At 59.3% G+C, this 22,741-nt stretch carries 24 protein-coding genes; 9 read left to right on the top strand and 15 right to left on the bottom strand.

The window, feature by feature from the left end; all coding sequences use genetic code 11:
• Positions 1-64 precede the first annotated feature (64 nt).
• The 13 genes from ACIPZB_RS06300 to ACIPZB_RS06240 form a co-directional block, all read right to left on the bottom strand.
• Positions 65-1,297, bottom strand: a complete 1,233-nt coding sequence (locus tag ACIPZB_RS06300; protein WP_400639439.1) for an OprD family porin — start codon at positions 1,295-1,297, stop codon at positions 65-67.
• A gap of 81 nt (positions 1,298-1,378) precedes the next feature.
• Positions 1,379-1,780 carry a hypothetical protein gene (locus ACIPZB_RS06295; protein ID WP_400639438.1) on the bottom strand — a complete coding sequence of 134 codons (402 nt, stop codon included), beginning with the start codon at positions 1,778-1,780 and terminating at the stop codon, positions 1,379-1,381.
• Positions 1,770-3,146, bottom strand: coding sequence for an acetyl-CoA carboxylase biotin carboxylase subunit (gene accC, locus ACIPZB_RS06290; RefSeq protein ID WP_400639437.1), 1,377 nt, complete (start codon positions 3,144-3,146; stop codon positions 1,770-1,772). The genes ACIPZB_RS06295 and accC overlap by 11 nt, the downstream gene beginning before the upstream one ends.
• Complete coding sequence (locus tag ACIPZB_RS06285; RefSeq protein ID WP_400639436.1) at positions 3,139-3,573, bottom strand: acetyl-CoA carboxylase biotin carboxyl carrier protein; 435 nt, start codon at positions 3,571-3,573, stop codon at positions 3,139-3,141. Before ACIPZB_RS06285 ends, accC begins: the two co-directional genes overlap by 8 nt.
• Entirely contained in the window at positions 3,573-4,355 is a 783-nt protein-coding gene (locus tag ACIPZB_RS06280) for a LamB/YcsF family protein (protein WP_400639435.1), read from the bottom strand. The genes ACIPZB_RS06285 and ACIPZB_RS06280 overlap by 1 nt, the downstream gene beginning before the upstream one ends.
• A 16-nt stretch (positions 4,356-4,371) precedes the next feature.
• Positions 4,372-5,337 carry a biotin-dependent carboxyltransferase family protein gene (locus ACIPZB_RS06275; RefSeq protein WP_400639434.1) on the bottom strand — a complete coding sequence of 322 codons (966 nt, stop codon included), beginning with the start codon at positions 5,335-5,337 and terminating at the stop codon, positions 4,372-4,374.
• Positions 5,334-6,053, bottom strand: a complete 720-nt coding sequence (gene pxpB / locus ACIPZB_RS06270) for a 5-oxoprolinase subunit PxpB (RefSeq protein ID WP_400639433.1) — start codon at positions 6,051-6,053, stop codon at positions 5,334-5,336. The genes ACIPZB_RS06275 and pxpB overlap by 4 nt, the downstream gene beginning before the upstream one ends.
• Positions 6,054-6,093: 40 nt before the next feature.
• Entirely contained in the window at positions 6,094-7,425 is a 1,332-nt protein-coding gene (locus ACIPZB_RS06265) for an MFS transporter (RefSeq protein ID WP_400639431.1), read from the bottom strand.
• Positions 7,425-8,078, bottom strand: coding sequence for a hypothetical protein (locus ACIPZB_RS06260; RefSeq protein ID WP_400639430.1), 654 nt, complete (start codon positions 8,076-8,078; stop codon positions 7,425-7,427). Before ACIPZB_RS06260 ends, ACIPZB_RS06265 begins: the two co-directional genes overlap by 1 nt.
• 266 nt (positions 8,079-8,344) lie before the next feature.
• Positions 8,345-9,553 carry a pyridoxal phosphate-dependent aminotransferase gene (locus ACIPZB_RS06255; protein ID WP_400639429.1) on the bottom strand — a complete coding sequence of 403 codons (1,209 nt, stop codon included), beginning with the start codon at positions 9,551-9,553 and terminating at the stop codon, positions 8,345-8,347.
• Complete coding sequence (locus ACIPZB_RS06250; RefSeq protein WP_400639428.1) at positions 9,550-10,179, bottom strand: RraA family protein; 630 nt, start codon at positions 10,177-10,179, stop codon at positions 9,550-9,552. Before ACIPZB_RS06250 ends, ACIPZB_RS06255 begins: the two co-directional genes overlap by 4 nt.
• The gene (locus tag ACIPZB_RS06245) at positions 10,176-10,841 is read right to left on the bottom strand and encodes an RraA family protein (protein ID WP_400639426.1); all 666 of its coding nucleotides are present in this window, start codon (positions 10,839-10,841) and stop codon (positions 10,176-10,178) included. Before ACIPZB_RS06245 ends, ACIPZB_RS06250 begins: the two co-directional genes overlap by 4 nt.
• A gap of 1 nt (position 10,842) precedes the next feature.
• On the bottom strand, positions 10,843-11,505 hold the full coding sequence (locus ACIPZB_RS06240) for an RraA family protein (protein WP_400639425.1): 663 nt from the start codon (positions 11,503-11,505) through the stop codon (positions 10,843-10,845).
• 107 nt (positions 11,506-11,612) lie between these two features.
• Here ACIPZB_RS06240 and ACIPZB_RS06235 point away from each other — a divergent pair, with 107 nt between their 5' ends.
• From ACIPZB_RS06235 to ACIPZB_RS06220, 4 genes are all read left to right on the top strand, one after another.
• The gene (locus ACIPZB_RS06235; protein ID WP_400639424.1) at positions 11,613-12,512 is read left to right on the top strand and encodes a LysR substrate-binding domain-containing protein; all 900 of its coding nucleotides are present in this window, start codon (positions 11,613-11,615) and stop codon (positions 12,510-12,512) included.
• A gap of 90 nt (positions 12,513-12,602) precedes the next feature.
• Positions 12,603-13,412: an alpha/beta fold hydrolase gene (locus tag ACIPZB_RS06230; RefSeq protein WP_400639423.1), complete on the top strand. Its 810-nt coding sequence runs from the start codon at positions 12,603-12,605 to the stop codon at positions 13,410-13,412.
• An 82-nt stretch (positions 13,413-13,494) separates the two neighbouring features.
• Positions 13,495-14,931 carry an alanine/glycine:cation symporter family protein gene (locus tag ACIPZB_RS06225; RefSeq protein WP_400639422.1) on the top strand — a complete coding sequence of 479 codons (1,437 nt, stop codon included), beginning with the start codon at positions 13,495-13,497 and terminating at the stop codon, positions 14,929-14,931.
• Positions 14,932-14,994: 63 nt separating this feature from the next.
• On the top strand, positions 14,995-15,252 hold the full coding sequence (locus ACIPZB_RS06220) for a hypothetical protein (protein WP_400639421.1): 258 nt from the start codon (positions 14,995-14,997) through the stop codon (positions 15,250-15,252).
• Positions 15,253-15,281: 29 nt separating this feature from the next.
• On the opposite strand, the gene ACIPZB_RS06215 is transcribed toward ACIPZB_RS06220, so the two are convergent.
• Positions 15,282-15,962 carry a nitroreductase gene (locus ACIPZB_RS06215; RefSeq protein WP_400639420.1) on the bottom strand — a complete coding sequence of 227 codons (681 nt, stop codon included), beginning with the start codon at positions 15,960-15,962 and terminating at the stop codon, positions 15,282-15,284.
• A gap of 303 nt (positions 15,963-16,265) precedes the next feature.
• On the opposite strand from ACIPZB_RS06215, the gene ACIPZB_RS06210 reads away from it, so the two are divergent.
• On the top strand, positions 16,266-17,000 hold the full coding sequence (locus ACIPZB_RS06210) for a hypothetical protein (RefSeq protein ID WP_400639419.1): 735 nt from the start codon (positions 16,266-16,268) through the stop codon (positions 16,998-17,000).
• Between the two features lie 233 nt (positions 17,001-17,233).
• Here ACIPZB_RS06210 and ACIPZB_RS06205 read toward each other — a convergent pair whose 3' ends face one another.
• Positions 17,234-18,226, bottom strand: coding sequence for a LysR family transcriptional regulator (locus tag ACIPZB_RS06205; RefSeq protein ID WP_400639418.1), 993 nt, complete (start codon positions 18,224-18,226; stop codon positions 17,234-17,236).
• Between the two features lie 154 nt (positions 18,227-18,380).
• Between ACIPZB_RS06205 and ACIPZB_RS06200 the strand changes: the two genes are divergently transcribed.
• From ACIPZB_RS06200 to ACIPZB_RS06185, 4 genes are read left to right on the top strand one after another with little or no spacing between them, the layout of a single operon-like run.
• Positions 18,381-19,676, top strand: a complete 1,296-nt coding sequence (locus ACIPZB_RS06200; protein WP_400639417.1) for an MFS transporter — start codon at positions 18,381-18,383, stop codon at positions 19,674-19,676.
• 13 nt (positions 19,677-19,689) lie between these two features.
• Positions 19,690-20,445, top strand: coding sequence for a class II aldolase/adducin family protein (locus ACIPZB_RS06195; RefSeq protein ID WP_400639416.1), 756 nt, complete (start codon positions 19,690-19,692; stop codon positions 20,443-20,445).
• Positions 20,442-21,371 (top strand): 2-hydroxyacid dehydrogenase, encoded by a 930-nt coding sequence (locus ACIPZB_RS06190; RefSeq protein WP_400639414.1) that lies wholly within the window; start codon positions 20,442-20,444, stop codon positions 21,369-21,371. Before ACIPZB_RS06195 ends, ACIPZB_RS06190 begins: the two co-directional genes overlap by 4 nt.
• Before the next feature lie 23 nt (positions 21,372-21,394).
• The gene (locus ACIPZB_RS06185; RefSeq protein WP_400639413.1) at positions 21,395-22,621 is read left to right on the top strand and encodes a Zn-dependent hydrolase; all 1,227 of its coding nucleotides are present in this window, start codon (positions 21,395-21,397) and stop codon (positions 22,619-22,621) included.
• Positions 22,622-22,741: the final 120 nt, after the last annotated feature.

Raw genomic sequence — 22,741 nt, 5'->3', positions numbered from 1 at the left:
CGAGTTCGACCCAGCAGAACGCCCCGCCGCGAAGCAGGGCATATGATCCGGGATCAATGATCCATCAGAACAGACTCAGTGGGTAGCTGATCACGAGGCGGTTTTCATCGATATCGTTACCGAAGGTTGAGCGGACTGTGGCGTTGCGCCATTTGAACGAGGCGTTTTTCCATGAGCCAGCCTGGATGACATAAGTGAGCTCACTATTGCGCTCCCACTCGCGACCTTCACCCCCACTGGAAAGTTGAACCTGGTCGCCTTGGACATATCTGCTCATAAAGCTCAGCCCTGGAATACCCCAGCCAGCCAGGTCCAGATCGTAGCGTACCTGCCACGAGCGCTCCCCAGCGTTGGAGAACTGCAGGATCTGAACGAAGTTGACCAGGTAGGGGTCGGTGCCGTTCACGTATGGATATGCATCACGTCCGCTCATCTTCTGGTAACCCACGCTCACCGTATGATTCTTTTGGCGATAGCCTATCAAGGCGCCAAATGCCCTGTTATCGATGTCGCGAAAGTCCTCTACTTCCGCGGCCTTCGCCCAGCGCAAATCGAAGGAGAGATGTCGATCAGCGGAGAAGTCGAGACGGCCAATGTAATTGGCGAGCGTATGTTGGTAGATACCATCCAGCTTTCCGTAATATGCCCGGATCTGGCTTTTTTCAGTCAGTACATAGTCTGCTCCGTACAAGGTGAATTCGTCACTGCGACCACCATATCGGCTGGTCAGCCGCCCCCAGTCCGAAGAATCCAAACCCATCGTCTGGGTCACGCGCGCAGCCTGGAGCGTCAGGCCCTCCAATTCGCTGGATTCCAGCGTGGTAGCTTTGAACAACCCGGGTAGCAGGCGAGAATCGGCGCTCTGTAGGACGGGTTTACGAAAGGCCATCACACCTGAGCGGACGAGGGTCTTGGAGTACTTCAACTTGACGCTTGCGCCCAGCCGACTGAATTCGTCCACCGAGCTGCCGTCGTGTTCAGCGGGGAACATGCCGGTGCCCGCTCGATCTGTGCTGGAGTCGAGCTTGAGCCCGGTCATGGCGATGACATCGACTCCCAGCCCTAGTGCGCCTGGCGTAAATCCGGACTGGAGTGTCAGGACGGCGGCTTGGCCCCATTCCCGAGCCTGGCTTTGCCCATTTGCCTGATTACCTCCAGGCTGGCGAAAGTCACGATCGAAATACAGGTTTCTGAAATCGACGTTTGCCCGGCTGTCTTCGAGAAAGCCAGCGGCTCTCAGATCCGTTGCAAAGGTCAAACAAAAGACAACAGGCACCACGGGCCAATGTGCACGCATGCAGCGACCTCTTCTTCTGGAATGGTTGAATATCAATGGAGAGAACGCGCACGACAAAGTCGTGCGCTTGTAAACTGCTATCTAGGACGGGATCAGCCTGGCGATTGGCGCGCCATAACCGACGAGCTCGCCGTCGGCTGGGCAATAACCAACCATTACGCCACCGGCTTTCACTTTGACGGGTTCGAGTACTTCCCCAACCTGAATGAAACCAATGATTGCGCCTGCATCGACGGGCTCGCCCACCGCCGCGAGCGAGATGCCCTGTAACGGATGAGTGGCCAAGAAGTAACCGGCCTTTGGGGACTCAACCAAACTTGCCTGGCTATACGAAGTTGACAACTGCTCCGTTTCCGCCACAGAGGCGGCGGCATCTGCCGCGAAGACCAGAACCACTGACCCCTGCTCGGTTTCGTACTCACAGCGTGCGATACCCCGACCCTGCAACTGCTCGATCAGTACCTCGAGTTCTTCAACGCTCATAAGGGGTCTCCGCAAACTGACCGAAGCCTTGTTCGAACAAATGTTCCAGGTGATGGATGTTGTAACCGCCAGCTAGGAAGCCAGGCTCATCCATCAGCCGGCTGTGCAGTGCAATGGTGGATGAAATGCCTTCCAGCACGGTTTCCCCCAACGCCTGCCGCATCCTGTGGACGGCCTCCTCACGGGTGTTGCCATACGTGAGCAGCTTGGCCACCAGTGAATCGTAATGGGCGGGTACCCGATACCCGGAGTACAGGTGTGACTCGACACGAACCCCAGGCCCCCCAGGCGCAAGCCATTGGCTGACCATTCCCGGCGCCGGCGTGAACTTCCATGGGTCTTCGGCATTGATGCGACATTCAATTGCGTGCCCGGTCACGGTCACATCCTTCTGGCCGAACGACAGAGGTTGGCCGCGCGCAATGCGCAGTTGCTCAACCACCAAGTCGATGCCGGTCACCAACTCGGTCACAGGATGTTCGACCTGAATTCGCGTATTCATCTCGATGAAGTAAAAGCCGCCTTCTTCGTAGAGAAACTCGAACGTACCGGCTCCCCGATAGCCGATATGCACGCAGGCTTCGACACAACGTTGGCCGATTTCGGCAATCGCCTCACGCGAAATACCTTGGGCTGGCGACTCCTCAATAACCTTCTGGTGCCTCCGTTGCATTGAGCAGTCACGCTCACCCAGCCACACCGCGTTGCCGAACCCGTCCGCCAGAACCTGAATCTCGATATGCCGCGGTTTCTCAAGGAAGCGCTCGATGTACAGGGCCGGGTTACCAAACGCACGATTGGCTTCCTCGCGCGTGGTGGCCACCGCCTGCGCCAACTGGCCAGGCTCGCGGACGATGCGCATGCCCCGGCCGCCCCCTCCTCCTGCTGCCTTCACGATTAGCGGATAACCCACATCACGGGCAATGTCGGCTACCGCTTGTGGGTCAGCGGGCAGAGCACCGTCCGAACCGGGTACGCATGGCACACCGGCTTCAAGCATGGCCTTTTTTGCACTGACCTTATCGCCCATCAGGCGTATAGCTGCGGCAGTGGGGCCGATGTAAATCCGCCCGGCACGCTCTACGGCCTCGGCAAAATCGGCGCGCTCGGACAAAAAACCGTAGCCGGGATGGATGGCGCCCGCACCGGTCAACTCTGCAGCTTCCAGTAGGCGATCAATGTCCAGATAGCTTTGCGCCGAGGCCGCAGGCCCGATACACAGCGCCTGATCAGCCAGTTTCACATGGCGAAGGTCAGCATCGGCTGCAGAATGCACGGCGATGGTTCGCAGTTGCAGAGCCCGGCAGGCACGCAGGATTCTCAAAGCGATCTCGCCTCGGTTGGCGATCAGCACAGAGTCAAACATGGTTGTCCTCCAGCGGCTGCAGTTCGAACAACGGCATTCCTGCCTCGATTGAAGCGCCATCATCTGCCAAGATGCGCACCACACGCCCACCGCGCTGGCTTTCAAGCACGTTGAGCATCTTCATTGCCTCAATGATCCCGACCTGCTGGCCTTCCCGGATAACGGTGCCAACCTCGACAAATGCGGGCTCGTCCGGTGAAGGTGCGCGGTAGAAAACACCCGTCAATCCGGCATCAATGGTCCAACTCGACTGGGGTCTTGGGCTTGCGGCGGGTGCCTGCGCTTTAGGGAGCTGCAGCTGATCAGTCAGCACCGGCGCCGACGCTTTCACCAAACGGATACGCGTGCCGCCCGCTGAATACTCGATCTCGCTCAACGCGCCATTTTCGAGCAGACTGACAAGCCGCTCGACAAGAGGTTTGTCCATCAGCGAGCGCCTCCACCGAATGCACTAACCAGGACACCGGCCGCCTCCAGGGTGTTGCGCAGCAACCGCGCCATGCTGATCGCGCCTGGCGTATCGCTGTGCACACAAATGGTATCGATATGGACCGGAAGCATGCGCCCGCTCACCGTTTCGATCCCGCCTGCCTGGACCATGCGCAACATTCGCTGGGCGGCAAAATCTACGTCATGGAGCACCGCACCAGCTTCTTTACGATGGACCAGATGACCGGCCTCGGTATAGGCGCGGTCAGCGAACACCTCCGCACGGGTTTCCAGGCCCATGTCATTGGCAATCGGTATCATCAGACCACCTGCGAATGTGACGCAGACGAGTTTGGGGTCCACAGCCTTGACGGCTTTGGCGATCGCCTTGGCAACGTCGGGGTCCGTTTGGGTGAGGTTACCGAGCGCACCATGGGCTTTGACAAAGGTGATCGGGTGGCCGGCGTAGCTGGACAGCGCCACAGCCGCACCAACCTGGTACGCGACGAAGCGCTCGATTTCACCGGTGGTGTGCGGGATCACCCGGCGACCAAACCCCCATAGGTCCGGAAAACCAGGGTGAGCCCCCACCGCCACACCCTTGGCTTTGGCCTGTGCGAATGTGCTAGCCATGATTTCCGGGTCGCCGGCATGCAGCCCGCAGGCAACGTTGGCTGAGGTGACGATATCGAGAATCGCCTCATCGTCGCCCATTTTCCAAGGGCCGAAGCCTTCACCCATGTCCGAGTTGATGTCGATGCGTAAGGTTTTGTCGTTCATTCTATTGATCCTCGAATCAGGCCGATGGGCCGACGCCCAGTTGTCGCTTAATGTTTGCTAGCGCCGCACGGTATTGGGTAAGGGCTTCGATGCCTTCTGTCACACTGACTGGTTTGAAATGAATGCTGCAGCCAACGCCTGCCTGGGCGAGGCGCCAGAGGTCACACTCAATCACGGTGGCAATTTTCGGATAGCCGCCACAGGTATTGGCCTCTGCCAATTGCACGATGGGTTGTCCTGCTGGCGGAACCTGGACCGTGCCTGGCGCAATGCCGTGAGAAAGCAACTCGATGGGTTCAAGGGGTCGCAGGGGTTGGCCCTGAAGGCGGTAACCAACGCGGTTGGACTGCGGGGTGACTTCGTAGGGGCTGGAGTAAAACGTACCTAACGAAGCAGAGCCAAACGCTTCGGCCTGTGCAGCAGCAATCGCCCGCACTGTCACTTGCTGCCGGTGCATGGCCTCTGCGTGCTGTACACGCTCAAGCGGCAGGACTGCGCGATATGCCGACGCAAGACGCTGTGGAAGCAGAGCCAGACGGTCGCCGCGAATGAGCCCACGCCCTTCATGGCCGCCGAACCCCGCCTTCAAATCTGTCGCACGAGAGCCCAGGTGCACAGGCGAGTCAATGCCACCTGAAAACCCGAGATATGCCCGGACACCCAAGCTTGGGCGCTCAATCACCACCTGTTGGCCGGCCTTGATGTGCAGGCAGCTCCAACTGGGTACGGGGCGTCCGTCCACGCTCAATGCGCAGTGCGCACCGGTGCAACTGACAAGCAACTCGCGTTCGGCCTTAAAACGGAACGGGAAGATGTTTACCTCAAGCCCCGCTGCGTTTTCATCATTGCCAACCAACCAGTTAGCAATCATCAGCGCAGGGGCATCCATGGCGCCACTGCGGCTGACACCCATCGACATGCACCCTGAACGCCCGAGATCCTGAACCAGGTTGAGCGCACCACTGCTCAGTACTTCGATCATGACGCGTCCTCCCGGATCAGGAACCGGACGTGGTCGCCGGGTCTCAACAGGCATGGCTGTTGCCTTTGAATGTCGAACAGATCGACGTCGGTATGCCCCACCGCGTGCCAGCCTGACGGTGCCGTGCATGGCATGACTCCGGCCTGCGTGCCACCAATGATTACAGTGCCTTTGGCAAGCTGCGCTCGCGGCGAAGCTCTTCTGGGTTTGGTCAGCTCCGCAGGCAATCCGGTCATGTAGGCGAACCCGGGCATCGAGCCGACGCACGCGACCTCGTAGGTCGCATTGCTGTGACATTTGATCCACTGATCAATACTGATCCCCGCGTGCTCGGCAAGCATGGCGAGGTCTTCACCAGCCTTACCGCCGTAGCTCACTGGGATTTCCAGAAGCCTGGGGGTGGCAGGATGCGCATCGGGATTCAACCATTGGCTCTGGATCAATTGCTCAATTGCTGATGGCGAACTCACGACTGGATCGAACATGACCAACAAGTTATTCACCCCAAGCACCACTTCGCTGATCGCTTGATCAGTTTCAAGTGCGCGGGCTAATGAAAAGAACCTATTTTGCACAAGTTTAGAAAACACCGAATTACGACTATCAACCAGCAGTGCGCCACAACCCGATGGGCTGATCGATAGTTCGGCAGCAGAAGTTGTGATGCTATCAAATTCTCGCATGGTCTTATTCCACGGCGACAGTTCAATAGGCAACTCCCAACTTCTCAGATGAAAGCTGCCTATACTGATCAATTTATTCTTCTAACGGCTTCTTGGCAGTTTCACGCGCAAATGCAAGTGCAATCAACGTGATGATCAACCCGCCGGCAATATAGAGGCTGACTGCGAACGAAGACTCGTAGACCTTGAATATCCCTGTGATAACCAGGGGCGCCATTCCACTTCCGACAATCCCGGCCAGGGTGTAGGCCAAAGACGATCCGGCGTACCTCACACGGGTAGGGAATTGCTCGGTGACAAAGGCTGCTTGAGGACCAAACATCATTGCCTGGAAGATCATGCCGACTATGACTGCCAGGCAGATGAGCACGGGGGATGCGGTATCCAGCAGAACAAAGAACACGAACCCCCAACCAAGTGAAAGGACTGCTCCCAGCGCGTAAACCGGCCGGCGACCCAATCGGTCAGAGAGCATGCCGAACAGCGGGACGCTGAGGGCATGAAACACCGAACCAATAATCGTGGCGGTCAGGGCGGTAGAGCGAGGTAAATGCAGCACGTTGGTCACATAGGCAAGTGTGAACACCACCAGCAGCGCGTAGACGATGTCCGAACCGATTCGCGCACCACCTGCTATCAGCAAACGGCGCCAGTGACCAACGAACACCTCTCGTACGGGTGCGTCGACTTTCGCTTCCTTGGCCTCGATCGATTTGAAGACAGGGGTTTCATCTACACCACGACGCAGCCAGAAGCCGAGCATTACCAGCAGCACGCTGGACAGGAACGGAATCCGCCAGCCCCATTCCTGGAACGTCTCCGGCGTCATGACGAACGTGATCAGGGCAATGAAGCCGGCGCCTAACAGAGTCCCGCAGGCTGGCCCTACCTGTGTGAAGGAAGCATTCCGGCCACGGTGGCGATCCTCGCCATGCTCCATGGACAACAGAACCGATCCAGCCCACTCCCCTCCTATGGCTGCGCCTTGCAGGAAGCGCAACAGCACCAGAAGGATTGGGCTCCATATCCCCCATGTCTCATAAGTGGGCAACAAACCCATCAACCCGGTTACCGTACCCATGAGGATCAGTGTCGCCACCAGTACCCAGCGCCGCCCCAGCTTGTCGCCCAGGCTGCCAAAGACGATGCCGCCAAGTGGACGCGAGATGTAGCCCACCGCATAGGTGGAGAAAGCGATGACGGTACCGGCCAACGGGTCGAACGAAGGGAAGAAAATGACGTTGAAAACCAACGCCGCCATCAGGTTGTAAACCGTGAAGTCATACCATTCGAGGGTTGTACCGATCGAGCTGGCAGCGGCAAGGCGCCTGATGTCGGCACGCTTGCCCGGATTCTCGGTGCTGACTGACTCTGGCTGGTCCAGGGATGCGACCGAAGTGTTCATCAGCGCACCTCCCCTACCGAGCCCTTGCCCAGGCTCTGATACACACCGAAAAGGCGGCTACCGGCTGGCAAATAGACCAGACTGGTTTCGACTGCTTGTCGTGCTGCCCTTTCGTCCAGGCACTCTACGATGAGCATCGGGGTCATTGGCCGGGGGTTTTCGGCTTCTTGGGGTAACGGCAGGCTCAGCGATGGCACGGGGCTCACTAAGTAGCTCTGGACATACCCAGGAATCTCGGAAAAGGCCGGTTGCAGCGTTTTCAGCGAGCCAGGGGCGGTTGCTTCGGCGGTTGCTTCGGCCGCTGCGACGACTGCCACCCATTCACCCTCAGGCTGATCGAATTGCCCAATTGCCTCGCCGATACGACGGGTGGGGTTTTGCATGAGCGGGAGGATCTTCTTGGACCAGACGGACTGATACTTGAATGCATGGGCGTATTCCGGGCAATCAAAAGCGTTGATACCTTCCGCCCAATAGAGAGCGAGATATTTTGGGGAGTCGCAAGGCGATCTGAAACGGGTTGCCTTGATCACCCCGGCCATGGATGCGCGGTCTGGAAGATGCTCTTCGTCGTACCAACGATTGAATTCTAGTTCGTGCGTCGCATCAATGTCTGATGCAACAAATAACATACCAAAGGGTGAGCCGTTCATTGTTATTTTCCTCAGGATGGCTTGACCGTGAGGCTATGTTCAATGATAGAAAAAACTTAGGCAAACGAGTTTTTTTACAGCTGTTTGATAGGAAAAACTGTTCAACCACGGGGGTACTGCTGCCCCTTTTTGAGTCCCCGAATATCGTATAAGCACCACTGCAGAGCAGTTTCCAAACAAAAGGCTGCACTACCTTAATCGCAGTCCTGCAATTGAGGTGGTGCAGCCTTCTGGCGCTCTACTTCAGTAAAGCGGTGGTCGTGAGACTATCGTGCGTCCACACAAAAATCGTGGATGGCCTGACAAGCCGCACGCAGCGATTCGTCATCAAGTGCGTAGGCAATGCGCAGGTAGCCTGCAAGGCCAAATGCGCTACCTTGCACAACCGCAACGTTGGCCTCCTCGAGCAAAGCCAAGGCGACTGCCTCATCGTCTACCAGCTCTCGACCAGCTGGAGAGCGCTTGCCGATCAGACCAGAACAGTCGGCAAAAGCGTAGAAGGCTCCACCCGGAACTTCGCAGCGGATACCCGGCGCCTGATTAAGCAGCTCGACCATGAAATCGCGGCGTCGCTGGAATACTTCGCGGCTGTGAGCGATGAAGTCTTTCGGACCGTCCAGGGCAGCGATTGCAGCGTGCTGCGAAATGGAACAGGCGCCAGAGGTCTGCTGGCCCTGGAGCTTTTCCATCGCATCGAGCAACCAGCGAGGACCGGTGGCAAAGCCGATCCGCCAGCCGGTCATGGCGTAGGCCTTGGATACACCGTTCATGGTCAGCGTTCGCGCTGCCAGTCGCGGCTCAACCTGAGCGAGCGTGAGGAAGTCACGACCGTCGAAGATCAGGTGCTCATAGATGTCGTCGGCCAGAATCAGCACCTGCGGATGGGCCAGCAGCACCTCTGCCAAAGCCTGCAACTCGTCGCGCTGATACACGGCACCCGTAGGGTTGGAAGGCGAATTCAGGATCAGCCAACGTGTCTTCGGCCCGATGGCTTCGCTCAGAGTTTGCGGCGTGAGTTTGAAGCCCGACTCGGCGCCACAGGCAACGATCCGCGACTTGCCACCGCACAGCTCAACCATTTCCGGATAGCTGACCCAGTACGGCGCTGGAATCACCACTTCATCACCATCGTTGAGGGTCGCGGCTAGGGCATTGAAGATGACCTGTTTGCCACCGCTACAAACCAGCGTGTCCTGCCAACTGACGTCGAGGCCGTTCTCGCGCTGGTATTTGCGCGCGATGGCTTCACGGAGCAAGCGAAGGCCTGCTACCTGAGTGTAACGGGTGTGGCCATTATTGATCGCACTGACGGCCGCGTCACGAATATGCTGGGGCGTGTCGAAGTCCGGCTCTCCGGCACACAGCGAAATGATCTTCGCCCCCTCGGCGCGGCGCGCAGCAACCCGGTCGATGATCTTGTAGGTCGCCGAAGGCTTGGCAGCCTCCAGGCGACGATTCAGTGTCTCCAGACTCACGCGTGCTCCTCCGGGTGGGAAAGACCCATCAGGTCCATGGTGGTTTTGCCTTCGCGCAATTTGTTCATGAACACGGCTTCTTTGTCTGCGCGCTTCTGCCCTTCACGCAGCGTATGCTCGACTTCGTCCGCCGGGATGATGATCACACCGTCCTCGTCCGCGACAACCAGGTCGCCAGCGCTGACTTGCGCGCCACTGAAGTCGAACGACTTGCCTACCGAGGGCGTGGTCGCCTTGACGGTGCCTTTAACCGAGATGCCCCGAGCAAACACAGGGAAGCCATGCGCTTCAAGCGCGGCGATGTCGCGCACGCCACCGTTGATCACCAGGCCAACGATGCCTGCGGCTTCGGCCGCTACCGTTAGCACCTCACCCCAGTAGCCGGCAATGAAGTCGGCGGTATCACAGACCAGAACGCTACCACGCGGCGCCTTGGCCACCGCCAGGTGCAGGCCCAGGTTATCACCTGGCGAGCACTGTAGGGGGTATGCCGGCGCAGCGATGAACGCCCCTTTCCAGACTGCGCGTATCTCGCGGTCTACTGCGCATGGCAGCCCAGAAGCCTCGTACAGGGTGGAACTGCCAAGCACCTTGGCAATGTTCTGAAAATCGTGGGGGAGGCTCATGCTTGTTTGCTCTGCAGCGAGTGGTAACCGAGGGCGGCACGAGCTTCCTTGAGGCTCTTGCCAGTGGCGATCTGTTCGCGGATCTGCGCTTCGACGTGTTCAATCCGACGTGCCGTCTCGGCGACTTCCACAGCACGATTGCGCGGGACGATGACGACGCCATTGGCGTCAGCGACCACGATGTCGCGGGCACACACCCGGGCTTGGCCAACTGACACCGGCTGGTTGACAGCCACGACTTCCACACGGTCCTTGCCGGTACGCATGAAGCGGCCTTTGCTGAACAGCGGGTAGCCTTCGCCCAGGGCTTTGTTCACGTCGCGGCAGACGCCGTCGATGACGGTTGCGGCGATGCCGCGAGCCAAGGCGTACTGGGTCATGATGTCGCCCCACACCGTGCAATCGGTACGGCCTTCGTTTGCGATGACCACAACGTCGCCTGGCGCAACGTCGTCGATGAAGTCACCGACAGTACCGGGTGGCGTGCTCGCACTGACGTACTGAACGGTGAAGGCCGGTCCGACGACGACCTTGTTGTAGTCGGTAAGGGGGGCGATCCCGAAGGCCTGGCCTGGCAGGCCCAGCTTGTCCATGGCGTCGGACACGCCTGGGGTATCCAGGCCCTCGAACAAGGCGACGAGGTCTTTATCGGAAAGGCTCATATCAGTGCTCCACCTTGATGGCTTCGAATTGAGTGTCGTGCATCACTTCCTCGACCGAACGGCCTGCGCGCACGGCATCCACCATGCCGGCCTGGCGGCGGTCGATGCGCTCAGCCAAATCAAGCACCTTGTCGATAGCACTGGCCGGGACAAAAACGGTGCCGCATTCGTCGGCAATCACAAAGTCGCCCTCCTCGACCTCAACGCCAGCCATGCGAACTTTGACGGCCGCATCGATCTGGATAAGTCGGTTGCGCGCGCTGATCATGGTGACCCCGCGACCGAAGACCGGGTAGCCGATATCGGCACTGCCGCGGATATCGCGGCTGAATCCATCAATGATCGAGCCTCGAATACCTTTGCGTTGGGCTGCGTTGGCCAAGATGTCGCCCCAGCTGGAGATACCGTCGACGCCACCTGCGATCACCAGCACGCGGTCATCGGTGGTGATCTGCTCGACTACCGGTGTAATCAGGTGAACGGTGGGCGCCACGTCCTGCTTCGGCCCCAACTGCACAGTGCTGGCTCGGCCAACAATCTTCGGGCAATTCCAGAGCGGCATCAGGCCGTTAGTGGCGCCAGGGAGCTGGAGGAAGTCCAGCGCGTCGGACACCGTATTGGTATCGAGCGCGGCCAGGCGATCAAGCGGGGCTTTCAAGCTCATCGGTTGCAGACCTCTTGTAGGTGAAGCTTGAGTATCTGTGCCGAGGTTTGATACGTATATTACGAAGAAGCTAAGCTTGTCATATCCAAAACCTATGGAAGATTGCCGTGATCAACTTTCGTTTGATACGCCACCTCTGGCTGTTCCTGGCAGTTGCTGAAGACCAGAATTTCAGCCGCGCGGCCAGGCGGCTGGGTATGTCTCAGCCGCCGTTGACCGAACAAATACAGGCGCTGGAACAGTCCCTACGCGTTCAACTGTTCACCCGGTCCCGCCGTGGCGCACAGCTGACCGCCGCCGGGGCCGCAATCCTCCCCGCGGTTCGCAAGTTCGCGGATCAGCTGGAGCGTTTGGAGCTGGCGGTCCACGAGGCCGTAGCCGGCCACGCCGGCGTAGTGACGATAGGGGCGATCACATCAGCCATGATCGACGTGCTACCCCCGCTGATCGAGCGGTTCAAGCAAGACCATCCATTGATCACGGTGTCAGTTCGGGAAATCGATAGCGCCGAGGCAATTCCCGCGCTTGAAGCCGGCGATATCGATATCGCGTTCGCACGCCTGGAGGGCAACCTCGGCCGGCATTTGCAATCCCTGCCATTGTCCGAGGACCGATTGGCAGTCGCGCTACCCAACAATCACCCTCTCGCCGCGTGTGTGTCGATCTCGCTCAAAGCCCTCGCTGACGAAACCTTGGTCATGGCGTCACGAGATGTCAGCCCGGTGTATTTCGACTATCTGGTCGGACAATGCAAAGCCAGCGGATTCGCCCCGCGCATCGTGCACCAGGTCCGCTCGGTGTCATCACAAGTCGCGTTCGTCAGTTGCGGCCAGGGCATAGCGCTGGTCCCCACGTCGATGGACAAACTCGCCCCTGAAAACGTGATCATTCGCCCTCTTCAACCCGAAGTGAGGGTGGTGACCACGGCCATGGCCTGGCATGGCGAGCATAAAAATCCGCTGGTGGAGGCGATGATCGATCAGGCTAAGCAAGCCTTGCTGTCATAGGCCAGGCATATAACAGGGTTCGTGGCTTCGTATTTTACAAATAAAACAGCGCGCTCATCATTGGGGAGTCAGAAATAGGAGCTCCCATCCGTGTCCCATCCAGCTCGTTTCACTCGCGAGAAAATCCCGCTGAACATCGACGGTGTGCAGCTTGACGTGGCGGTGATACACCGCAGCGGGCCGAAAGCGCCGATTCTATTTCTCCACGGATTCGGCTCCACCAAAGAGGACTACGCCGACATCACGCTGCAGCCCCCTTTCGATGGGCACCCCTTCATTGCCTACGATGCGCCAGGCTGTGGTGAGACCGAATGCAGCGACCTCTCGCGCATCGATATCCCGCTTTTGGTCAAAACCGCACAGGCGGTACTCAAGCATTTCGGTATCGACACCTTCCACTTGGTGGGCCACTCCATGGGGGGGCTGACCGGCCTGATGTTGGCCCACGAAGAGCCTGAACGGGTACTGAGTTTTGTCGACATCGAGGGCAACATCGCCCCTGAGGACTGCTTCCTCAGCCGCCAGATCCATGACCACCGCCGTGAAGATGATGCACGCTTCTTCAAAGATTTCATCGAGCGTACTCGACTGGCTTCGGACCCTGCGAGCGCCCTCTATGCCGCCAGCCTCGCGCACAAAGTGCGTACTGGGGCAGTGCGCGGTATTTTCGAATCGATGGTGGATCTGTCCGACAACGGTCAGTTGATGGACAAATTCCTCGCGCTGCCATTCCCGCGCCAATACATGTATGGGGTGACCAACTCACACCTTTCCTACCTTAGCGACATCGCCGCGCAGGGCGTGCACTTAGCGTGCATTCCTGACTGCGGCCATTTCCCGATGTACTCGAACCCCAAGCTGATGTGGCAGCACATCAAGGCCCTGCAAGACCGCGCCTAAGCGGACCGAACCCCTCTGCGCGGCTGTGTAGGCCGCGTGATGCTCGCACTACCCCCAGTAAAAATAATAATGAGGTTGCGCCATGCTCGAAGCCATCAATGGTTTTCTCTCGGGAAAGCTGCTCATCGTCCTGGTCGTTGGATTGGGCGCCTATTTCACAATCAAGACCCGCTTTGTGCAGCTTCGCTACTTCCTGCACATGTTCAAGGTATTCAAGGACAGCCTCACCAGTAGCTCGACGCAAATCAGCTCGTTCCAGGCACTCATGCTCAGCCTGGCCGGGCGAGTTGGTGCGGGAAACATTGCCGGCGTTGGTGTGGCGGTCACGCTCGGCGGCCCAGGCGCCGTGTTCTGGATGTGGGTCACCGCCTTGGTGGGCATGGCGACCACGTTGATGGAGTGCAGCCTGGCCCAGTTGTACAAGCGCAAGGATGCTAAAGGCCAGTTCTATGGCGGACCGGCCTTCTACATTGAGCACGGTCTGAACAAACGCTGGCTCGGCATGCTGATGGCGGCTCTGCTGATCGTTACCTTCGGCTTCTCCTTCAACGGCCTGCAATCCCATGCCGTGACCCATTCTCTGGAAAATGCATTCGGCATCAACCCAGCTTATTCAGGCATTGCGCTGGCCGTGGTGCTGGGCCTGGTTTTCGTCGGCGGCATCAAGCGGATCGCCAAGGTGGCCGACCTGCTGGTACCCGTCAAAACCCTGGCCTACATCGCGGTAACCGCGTACGTCATCGTCTTGCAGTTCGATCATGTGCCGATGATGCTGCTGACCATCATCAAAAGTGCCTTCGGGCTGGACCAAGCCTTCGGCGGTCTTATTGGCAGCGCCATCGTGATGGGGGTCAAGCGGGGTGTATTCGCCAACGAGGCCGGGCTGGGCAGTGCACCGAACGTGGCAGCGGTCGCCGAGGTCAAGCACCCGATCTCGCAGGGTGTGGTGCAGGCGTTCAGCGTGTTCTTCGATACATTCATCATCTGTACCTGCACCGCGCTGCTGATTTTGCTATCGGGCTTTTACACCGCCGGGTTCGCGGGTGACGGCCTGGTACTGACCCAAAACTCGCTGGCTGCGGTGGTAGGCGATTGGGGGCGCGTTTTCATCAGCGTCGCGCTTGCCTTGTTCGTGTTCACCTCGATTCTCTACAACTACTATCTCGGCGAGAACAACCTCAAATTCATCCTTGGTGAAAGCCGCAAGGTGCTGCTGGGCTACCGAGCGCTCGTACTGGCCTTGATCCTGTGGGGATCGGTACAGGACCTTTCGACCGTATTCGCCTTCGCCGACATCACCATGACGCTTTCCGCATTGGTGAACCTCATTGCTCTGACACTGCTGTGCAAGGTAGGTCTGCGGTTGCTCACAGACTACGACAAGCAACGCAAGGCAGGCATTGCCGAACCCATCCTGACGGCCAGTGCGTTCCAGGACGTGAATATCGACAAGAGCATCTGGGCCAACCCGGTTCCAGAGCCCGTAGACAACCCAGCGACAGTACCTAGCCATCGCTGAAACTCGTTGGGCTGATGGGGCCTTTGCTGGCCCCATCATGCTGAACGGCCTTGGAGGTCAGATATGAGCACCACCCCGCTACCAACGCCGCAGATATGCTTTCCGGGAGGCAACTATCTGCACTTCGACGTGACAACCAAGAACTTCAACCTGTCGGCTCAGGCACAGCTCAAGCGGATCAAGACCAAGATCTCGAATAGACTCCAGGGTATCGAGGACATCAACCTCGGGCTCAACTTCATGACGATCCGCTACAACCCGTTCGTCATCTCCCCCATTAGCCTGGCCAAGTATCTACGCAAACAATGGCCCGCCAATTGAGCCGCTGAGCACATGTCGTCTTCGCAGCGTTACCCGTGGAAGGTGACGCTCTGCGAAACCGGAATACGACCAACGGCCATGTCGTTTGCGGCTGCAGCGCGGTCTGCGTAGCCAAATGAGATGCCAAACAGCATCTTCATTTCCGGATCAATTCCCAACACCTCGCGCACGGTATCGGCATACATCCCCAGAAGTGTCTGAGGGATGCCAGCCAAGCCATGGGCGGTCAATGACAGCAGGAATGTCTGGCCGTACATACCCATGTCGCTGGCGACTCGAACACTGTCGCCCAGCGCAGGCATGAACAGCAAGGCCACGTGCGGGGCACCGAAGAAATCCAGATTCTGGCGCATGGCCTTGGCGCGGCCTTCCTGATCATCACGGGTAACCTGAATGGCATCGTAACGAGCCTTGGCGCTGGATCGAGCACGCTCGGCATAAATCTCGGGGTACTGCGCCATATCGAAGTAATAGTCCGGCGTGAAATGGCCGGCATCGTCAGCCGCCATCAGCGCAGCCGCCAACTCATCGCGCTTTGCACCGGATACGACATGGACTTGCCACGGTTGGGTGTTGCAATTGGAAGGAGACTGCTGGGCATCCTCCAGTATCAACTGGAGCATTTCGCAAGGCAGCGGTTTGGGCAGGAACTCACGCATGGAACGGCGGTGGCGCACCACATGGCTAAAATTCGAGTTAATAGCATTCATCGTATAAATTTTCTAAATCAAAACGGGTGGGTAGCCTAAATCGCTACCAGGAGAGGGATAAATGCTCGAGGAGTGAGTACTTTAACTACTCACAGTTGTGAATTCATGATTGTCGAAACTCGGCACGCGCTTGTACTCGAAACACTAGAAAGAATCTGCCTCTTCTCTGCTCAGGTGAACAAGCGGTGATGTCACGGACATTCGTAGCATCCTGAAATACATCAATGGTCAACGATTGTCCTCCGCGGTAATCATTTCCTTGCAAGATTGCCCTGACCACAGCCTTTCCAGGAGGACCACTGCATGGCAATTGACCGTCGGACATTGCTGCAACTCGGTACACTCGCGGGGGCCAGCCTTGCCCTTCCCTCCTTTGCCAATACAGCTGCTCCACAGCAGCAACGCATATTGGTTCGCAACGCCACGCTGATCACCATGGATCCGCAGTCAAAGGAACTCTACAACGCCGATGTGATGATCGAGCAGGGCGTGATTCGCCAGATCGGCAAGGCATTGCCAGATGGCGCGGCAGAGGTGATCGACGCCACGGACATGATCGTCATACCCGGCCTTGTTGACAGCCACTGGCATCTGTGGAACAGCCTGTTGCGCAGCAGTGCGCCAGTGCCTGGCGGCCCAGCATTCTTCGTTACGCAACAGGCCACCAGCAAGCGGTTCTCTGCCGCCCTGTACGGGCTAAGCGTGCGCCTGGGCCTGGCTGAAGCGGTTAACGCCGGCTTTACCACGGTAAATAGCTGGTCGCACAACCTGCGTAGTCCCGAATACGCGCAAGCAGAGCTACAAGCATTGACGAACAGTGGCCTGCGTGCACGCCTTTGGTATGGCTATGCTCAAGACCTCGCTGCATCGTCCGCCATGGATTATCAGGATATCCAAAAGGTACAAGCCCAATTCAAGGGTGCTGCGTACCATCGCATTGATCTTGGCCTGGCCATCCGTGGTCCGGAACGTACCGAGGCAGCGATATGGCAGGAGGAATTTGCGTTTGCCAAGACTGAATCGCCCCTGGTTTCCTAGACACTCTCCAAGCTCAGAAAATAGCGTTTCCCCAGTCGAATCAACCAATCCACCTCAACCCTCACGAAGCTAACCTGACTAGAGCTTTCCGCTTCCGCTGGCGTGACCGACTTCGCCGCCGGCGATGTTGTCAGCGTTGTTCCTGCCTTCTCATTCGCTGGATAGATTGTGCGATCCGGCTGGGTGTGAGTGTTCATTGAATGGGTGGGTAAAATGCTCCGGGACTAAGGCGCCTACGGTTTCTGCTGTTCCGAGAGGCTTGCCTGAGCTAGTCGATGCTGAAAAGTCTCCAGGAACACCGCCTCCGCCACGGTCATCTTCTGCTCGCGGTTCCACAGCAGGTGCAAATTAACATCGACGATGCCTTCCTCCGGCGGCAACCGCCACAGAAGGCCTTTTTCCACATCCTCACGAAGCAAATGCTCGGGTAGGCACCCTACACCAAACCCTGCGCAAACCAGGCGGTGAATTTCCTCGAAACTCGACGATGACGCAACGATCCGACCAGTAAACCCATTTTCGTCACGGAACATCGCCAGAGGTGACAAGTTACCGCCCAACTGGTCACTGACGAAGCTCACGAAGTTTTCGCCACGCAGCGATTCCAGCGTCACATCGCTGCGCCCAAAAAGACGGTGCCGCACCCCGCAATAGAATGCATACCGCTGGCGTAACAACTGGCGCTGCTCAAGCTTGGGTTGAGCAATCCGGCACAAACCGAGCCCGGCAGTGGCGGTTTTCTGCAGCAACGAACTGATGATGTCGGCACTGCGCAATACTTCGATCTCCAGTTCCACCCGCGGGTGTGCCTCATGAAAATCAGCCAGGAACTCATCGTATAGCGTCGATTGCACGCGGCTGATGGTCAGCAGCCGCACCTTCCCTGCCACCCCATCGTTCTGCTTCTCCACCGCCGTGCTGATGCGCGAAACGTCCCCGTAGATATCGGTGGCAATGCGCAACACTTCTTCCCCCGCAGCCGTGAGGTCAAAACGAGGCCCACCGCGCAGGATCAATGCACAACCGAGCTGCTCCTCCAGGCGCCGAAGGGCCTGGCTGACAGCCGACTGGGTGACATGCAGCCTGGCCGCGGCGCGGCTGATGCTGCCTTCCTGGCCGATCGCCAGGTAGGTACGGAGCAAGTTCCAGTCCAGGCGGTCGTTGAGGAAACGACGCCCCTCCCATTTGTTGACCAATACGTCAGAACGCGAGCTCGGCGGATTCATTTTGGGCCTATTAGTAGCACTGCTAATACGATGGATAAGAATTAGCAAATTGACTAATCATAGCCCCAAGGCGATAAAACCCGAAAGCGCCAAACAGAGCGCGACCGGCTTAGCCAGTTCAGACCCCTGCCTATAACTCCAAAAAGGGCCTTGCATGCACGCCTCCAACCAGCCGCGTCGAGCGGCGGCTGCCGCATTTGTCGGCACTACCATCGAGTTCTACGACTTCTATATTTACGCCACAGCGGCTGCGCTGGTGCTCGGGCAGGTGTTCTTCCCCAGCAGCGATCCGTTGCTCAGCACGTTGGCAGCCTTCGGTACCTTTGCGGTGGGCTTTATCGCCCGTCCAATGGCTGGCATGGTCTTCGGCCATCTTGGCGACCGCCTGGGCCGCAAGAACATGCTGCTGGTCACCATGCTGCTGATGGGCCTGGCCACCACCGGTATCGGCTTGCTACCCAGCTACGCCAGCGCCGGCATTTGGGCGCCGATCGGGCTGATTGCGCTGCGCATCGTCCAGGGCATCTCGGTGGGCGGCGAATGGGGCGGCGCAGTGCTGATGGCCAGCGAACACGCACCGGCCAAACGCAAGGTGTTCTATGCCTCCTTCGCCCAACTGGGCAGCCCGGCCGGCCTGCTGCTTGCACTCATCGCGTTCCGCCTGGTGTCGACGCTTGAGCCTGAGGCGTTCCTCAGCTGGGGCTGGCGTCTGCCCTTCCTGGCCAGCGGCGTGCTGATGATGGTGGGGCTGGCGATCCGTTTCGGTGTGGAGGAAAGCCCGGAGTTCAAGGCTGCCAAGGCCAAGCAGGAAGTGGTCAAGTACCCGGTACTGGAAGTGGTGCGCGACTGCTGGCGGCAGATCCTGTTCGCCGCCCTGGCCGTGACCATCGGCTCAGCCGGGTTCTTCTTCACTAATACTTTCATGATCACCTACGTCACCACCTACCAGGGCATCACTCGGGCGACGATCCTCGACTGCCTGTTCCTGGTCACTATCCTGCAGTTCCTGAGCCAACCCCTGGCGGCACTGCTGGCCGAGCGTATCGGTGAAGGCCGCTTCCTCAAGCTCGTGGCCCTGCTCTGCATGGCCGTGCCCTACCCCATGTTCCTGCTGGTCGGCACGCAAAACCTGGTGCTGATGACCCTTGGCATCGCCCTGGCGGTCGTGACCCTGTCGGCGCTTTATGCCGTGATTGCCGGCTACATGACCCAGGCCTTCCCGGCGCACCTGCGTTACTCCGGAATCTCCCTGGCCTATCAGCTGATCTGCGCCATCGCCGGGGGCAGTACGCCGATTATCGGCACCCTCCTCGCCGATCGCTTTGCCGGCCAGTGGCTGCCGTTGGCGCTGTTCTTTACCGCCCTGTCCACGCTTTCCCTGATCGGTGTCTGTGGCCTCGCTCGCCTGCGTGGCGAGCTGCAGCAACCCACCGTCGCCCTCGCCCGTTAAACCAGGAGTTTTCATGAGCAAGCCGCACAACATCAGCGATGCCGAATGGCAGGCTCGCTGCGAATTGGCCGCGCTGTACCGGATGATCGCGCACTTTCGCATGACCGATCTGATCGACACCCATATCACCCTGCGGATTCCCGGGCCCGAGCACCACTTCCTGATCAACCGCTATGGCGTGATCTTCGACCGCATGAGCGCCAGTGACCTGGTGCGCATCGACCAGCACGGCAACGTGGTCGACCAGGCTTTTGGCGAACGCCGGGTGAATGCTGCCGGCTTCGTGATCCACTCGGCGATTCACATGGCGCGCCCTGACATGCACTGCGTGATTCACACCCACACCGCCGCCGGCATCGCGGTGTCTGCCCAGGAGCAAGGGTTACTGCCAATCAGTCAGCATGCGCTGAAATTCTACGGGAAGCTGGCCTACCACCAGTACGAAGGCATCGCCCTGTCGCTGGACGAGCGCGAACGGCTGATCGCCGATCTGGGCACGCACAAGGCGATGATCCTGCGCAACCACGGCCTGCTGGCCGGTGGCGCCAGCGTCGCCGAGGCGTTCCACGAGATTCACTTCCTCGAACGCGCCTGCCAGGCCCAGATCCAGGCCCTGGCCGGTGGTAGCCAACTGATCTACCCAAGTGAAGCGGTCTGCCGCCATACAGCCGCTCAATTCGAACGTGACGAGTCGGCGCAGATCATCAGCCTGAGCTGGAACGCTGCCCTTACCTTGATCGAACACCAACGCGAGTCGTACTGCTCATGAAACCGCTGGTTCTATTGTCGACCGACCAGGCACTGCTGGGGCAACTGCAAAACGCCTTTGCCCGTAGCGCCCCGCAATTGCGCGTGGTGTTGGCCAACGACCCCGCCGCCGTGGAGGCGCAGATCGCCGCCTGCTGGTTCCCGCCGGCGGGCAGCCTGAGCGCGCTGCCCAACCTGAAACTGATCCACTCGGTTGCCGCCGGTATCGATCACTTGGCCAACGACCCGAGCCAACCGGCCCTGCCGGTATGCCGTGTGGTTGATCCCGCACACCGCCAGGGCATGGCGGAGTATGTCCGCTGGGCAGTGATTCACTTCCACCGTGACTTCGACAGGGCTTTGGCTCAACAGCAACAGCACGTTTGGCGTCGTCATCACCAGCGCCCCGCCGCTGAGTATCAGATCGGCGTCATGGGGCTGGGCTCTCTCGGGGGCGCCATTTCCGCCGAACTGGCCGAGGCTGGCTACGCAGTTCGAGGCTGGGCCAGAAGCGCCAGGCAATTGCAGGGGGTGCGTACGTTTGCCGGCCCTCGCGAGTTCAACGAGTTCCTGCAAGGCCTGGATTTGTTGATCAACCTGCTGCCGCTGACCGAAGCCACCCGCGGCATTCTCTGCCAGGACACCTTCCAGGCCCTGGCCCCGGGGGCCGCGGTGATCAACTGCGGACGCGGTCAACACCTGCAGGTGGATGAGCTGATCAGCGCGGTCAACAGTGGCCGCCTGCGAGGCGCTGTGCTCGATGTGTTCGACAAGGAGCCGCTGCCATTGGACAGCCGCCTGTGGAGCACGCCCGGGATCATCGTCACGCCGCACATGGCGTCCTGCGCCTCTCACGACTGCATTGCCCAGCAAGTGGCGGAAAACGCACGACGCCTGGCTTGCGCCGAACCCCTGCTGAACCGGGTAGACCCCGCGCTCGGCTACTGACTGGCTTACAGAGGATCAGCATGATGCATACCTGCAATGGCCCACGGCTGTGGAACAGCCTCATGGAGATGGCCAAGGTTGGCCCCACGGCCAACGGCGGAAACTGCCGCCTGGCGCTCTCGAAGGAAGACCGCGAAGGGCGTGAGCTGTTCGCACGCTGGTGTCGGGACGCGGGCATGAGCCTACAGGTCGATGCCATCGGCAACCTGTTTGCGCGCCTGCCGGGCCGCAACGATGCCCTGCCCCCCGTCGTCATGGGCAGCCACCTGGATACGCAACCCAAGGGAGGCCGTTTCGACGGTATCTACGGCGTGCTCGCGGGCCTTGAAGTGGTGCGCAGCCTTCAAGACAAAGGCCTGACGCCCGAGCGGCCGCTGGAAATCGCCGTATGGACGAATGAAGAAGGCGCCCGCTTCACCCCAGCCATGCTCGGCTCGGCAGTGTTCACCGGTGAGCTGCCACTTGAACAGGCACTGGCCAGCCGCGATGCCCAAGGCATCAGTGTCGCTGAAGCGCTGGCGCAGACTGGCTACGCCGGCGAGCTGCCGCTGGGCCGTGAGTTCGACGCCTACTTCGAAGCGCACATTGAGCAAGGCCCCATCCTTGAGGATGCCGGCTTGCCGATCGGCCTGGTGACTGGCGGCCAGGCCATCTGCTGGCTGGACATCGAGGTGCGCGGCCAAGCTGCCCATGCCGGCACCACGCCCATGCCCCTGCGCCATGACGCACTGTTCGGGGTCGGCGAAATGATCACGGCGCTTGAGCAGTTGGCACGCGACTTCACGCCCAAGGGCCTGGTGACGGTCGGTCAACTGCAGATCGCCCGCTCCTCGCGAAACACCATTCCCGGGCACGTGGCATTCACCCTCGACCTGCGCCACCACGAGGATGCTGACATCGCCGACATGGAAGCCAGCGCCCGTGCCCTGATCGATCAGATCGCCACGAAGCGCGAGCTGAATGTACAGATCGACCGCCACTGGCTCAGCCCGGCGACGCCCTTCGACCCGGCGTGCATCGCCAGCGTCCGCTCGGCCATCGAAGGCCTTGGCTACCCGTACCAGCCCATCGTCAGTGGCGCCGGCCATGACGCGATCCACCTGGCCCGCCATTGCCCCACCACCATGGTGTTCATCCCCTGCGTTGGCGGCCTGAGTCATAACGAGGCCGAGGACGCCTTGCCCGAAGACGTGACCATGGGCTGCGACGTGTTGCTCAACGCCGTGCTCGCCCGCGCCGACCGAAGCTGATTCACGCATGACACCCAGGCGCCCGGACAGCTTAAAGCCGGGCCCTCAGGGAAGCTTTGCCCAAAAAACAAGAAAGCCCCGCTCCACCTTCAGCTGCCAATAACAAACAGAACCCATCTT

The organism is Pseudomonas sp. NPDC089396 (assembly GCF_044749545.1).
In the GTDB taxonomy this organism is placed as follows: Bacteria; Pseudomonadota; Gammaproteobacteria; order Pseudomonadales; family Pseudomonadaceae; genus Aquipseudomonas.
The sequence above is the reverse complement of the archived record's forward strand: the minus strand, read 5'-3'. Positions and strand labels throughout refer to the sequence as shown.

What these genes read in the sequence shown, in the direction of transcription:
- ACIPZB_RS06300 (WP_400639439.1), bottom strand. Translation starts at nt 1,297, where the DNA reads ATGCGTGCACATTGGCCCGTGGTGCCTGTTGTCTTTTGTTTGACCTTT.
- ACIPZB_RS06295 (WP_400639438.1), bottom strand. Translation starts at nt 1,780, where the DNA reads ATGAGCGTTGAAGAACTCGAGGTACTGATCGAGCAGTTGCAGGGTCGG.
- accC (WP_400639437.1), bottom strand. Translation starts at nt 3,146, where the DNA reads ATGTTTGACTCTGTGCTGATCGCCAACCGAGGCGAGATCGCTTTGAGA.
- ACIPZB_RS06285 (WP_400639436.1), bottom strand. Translation starts at nt 3,573, where the DNA reads ATGGACAAACCTCTTGTCGAGCGGCTTGTCAGTCTGCTCGAAAATGGC.
- ACIPZB_RS06280 (WP_400639435.1), bottom strand. Translation starts at nt 4,355, where the DNA reads ATGAACGACAAAACCTTACGCATCGACATCAACTCGGACATGGGTGAA.
- ACIPZB_RS06275 (WP_400639434.1), bottom strand. Translation starts at nt 5,337, where the DNA reads ATGATCGAAGTACTGAGCAGTGGTGCGCTCAACCTGGTTCAGGATCTC.
- ACIPZB_RS06265 (WP_400639431.1), bottom strand. Translation starts at nt 7,425, where the DNA reads ATGAACACTTCGGTCGCATCCCTGGACCAGCCAGAGTCAGTCAGCACC.
- ACIPZB_RS06260 (WP_400639430.1), bottom strand. Translation starts at nt 8,078, where the DNA reads ATGAACGGCTCACCCTTTGGTATGTTATTTGTTGCATCAGACATTGAT.
- ACIPZB_RS06250 (WP_400639428.1), bottom strand. Translation starts at nt 10,179, where the DNA reads ATGAGCCTCCCCCACGATTTTCAGAACATTGCCAAGGTGCTTGGCAGT.
- ACIPZB_RS06245 (WP_400639426.1), bottom strand. Translation starts at nt 10,841, where the DNA reads ATGAGCCTTTCCGATAAAGACCTCGTCGCCTTGTTCGAGGGCCTGGAT.
- ACIPZB_RS06240 (WP_400639425.1), bottom strand. Translation starts at nt 11,505, where the DNA reads ATGAGCTTGAAAGCCCCGCTTGATCGCCTGGCCGCGCTCGATACCAAT.
- ACIPZB_RS06225 (WP_400639422.1), top strand. Translation starts at nt 13,495, where the DNA reads ATGCTCGAAGCCATCAATGGTTTTCTCTCGGGAAAGCTGCTCATCGTC.
- ACIPZB_RS06220 (WP_400639421.1), top strand. Translation starts at nt 14,995, where the DNA reads ATGAGCACCACCCCGCTACCAACGCCGCAGATATGCTTTCCGGGAGGC.
- ACIPZB_RS06215 (WP_400639420.1), bottom strand. Translation starts at nt 15,962, where the DNA reads ATGAATGCTATTAACTCGAATTTTAGCCATGTGGTGCGCCACCGCCGT.
- ACIPZB_RS06210 (WP_400639419.1), top strand. Translation starts at nt 16,266, where the DNA reads ATGGCAATTGACCGTCGGACATTGCTGCAACTCGGTACACTCGCGGGG.
- ACIPZB_RS06205 (WP_400639418.1), bottom strand. Translation starts at nt 18,226, where the DNA reads ATGAATCCGCCGAGCTCGCGTTCTGACGTATTGGTCAACAAATGGGAG.
- ACIPZB_RS06200 (WP_400639417.1), top strand. Translation starts at nt 18,381, where the DNA reads ATGCACGCCTCCAACCAGCCGCGTCGAGCGGCGGCTGCCGCATTTGTC.
- ACIPZB_RS06195 (WP_400639416.1), top strand. Translation starts at nt 19,690, where the DNA reads ATGAGCAAGCCGCACAACATCAGCGATGCCGAATGGCAGGCTCGCTGC.
- ACIPZB_RS06190 (WP_400639414.1), top strand. Translation starts at nt 20,442, where the DNA reads ATGAAACCGCTGGTTCTATTGTCGACCGACCAGGCACTGCTGGGGCAA.
- ACIPZB_RS06185 (WP_400639413.1), top strand. Translation starts at nt 21,395, where the DNA reads ATGCATACCTGCAATGGCCCACGGCTGTGGAACAGCCTCATGGAGATG.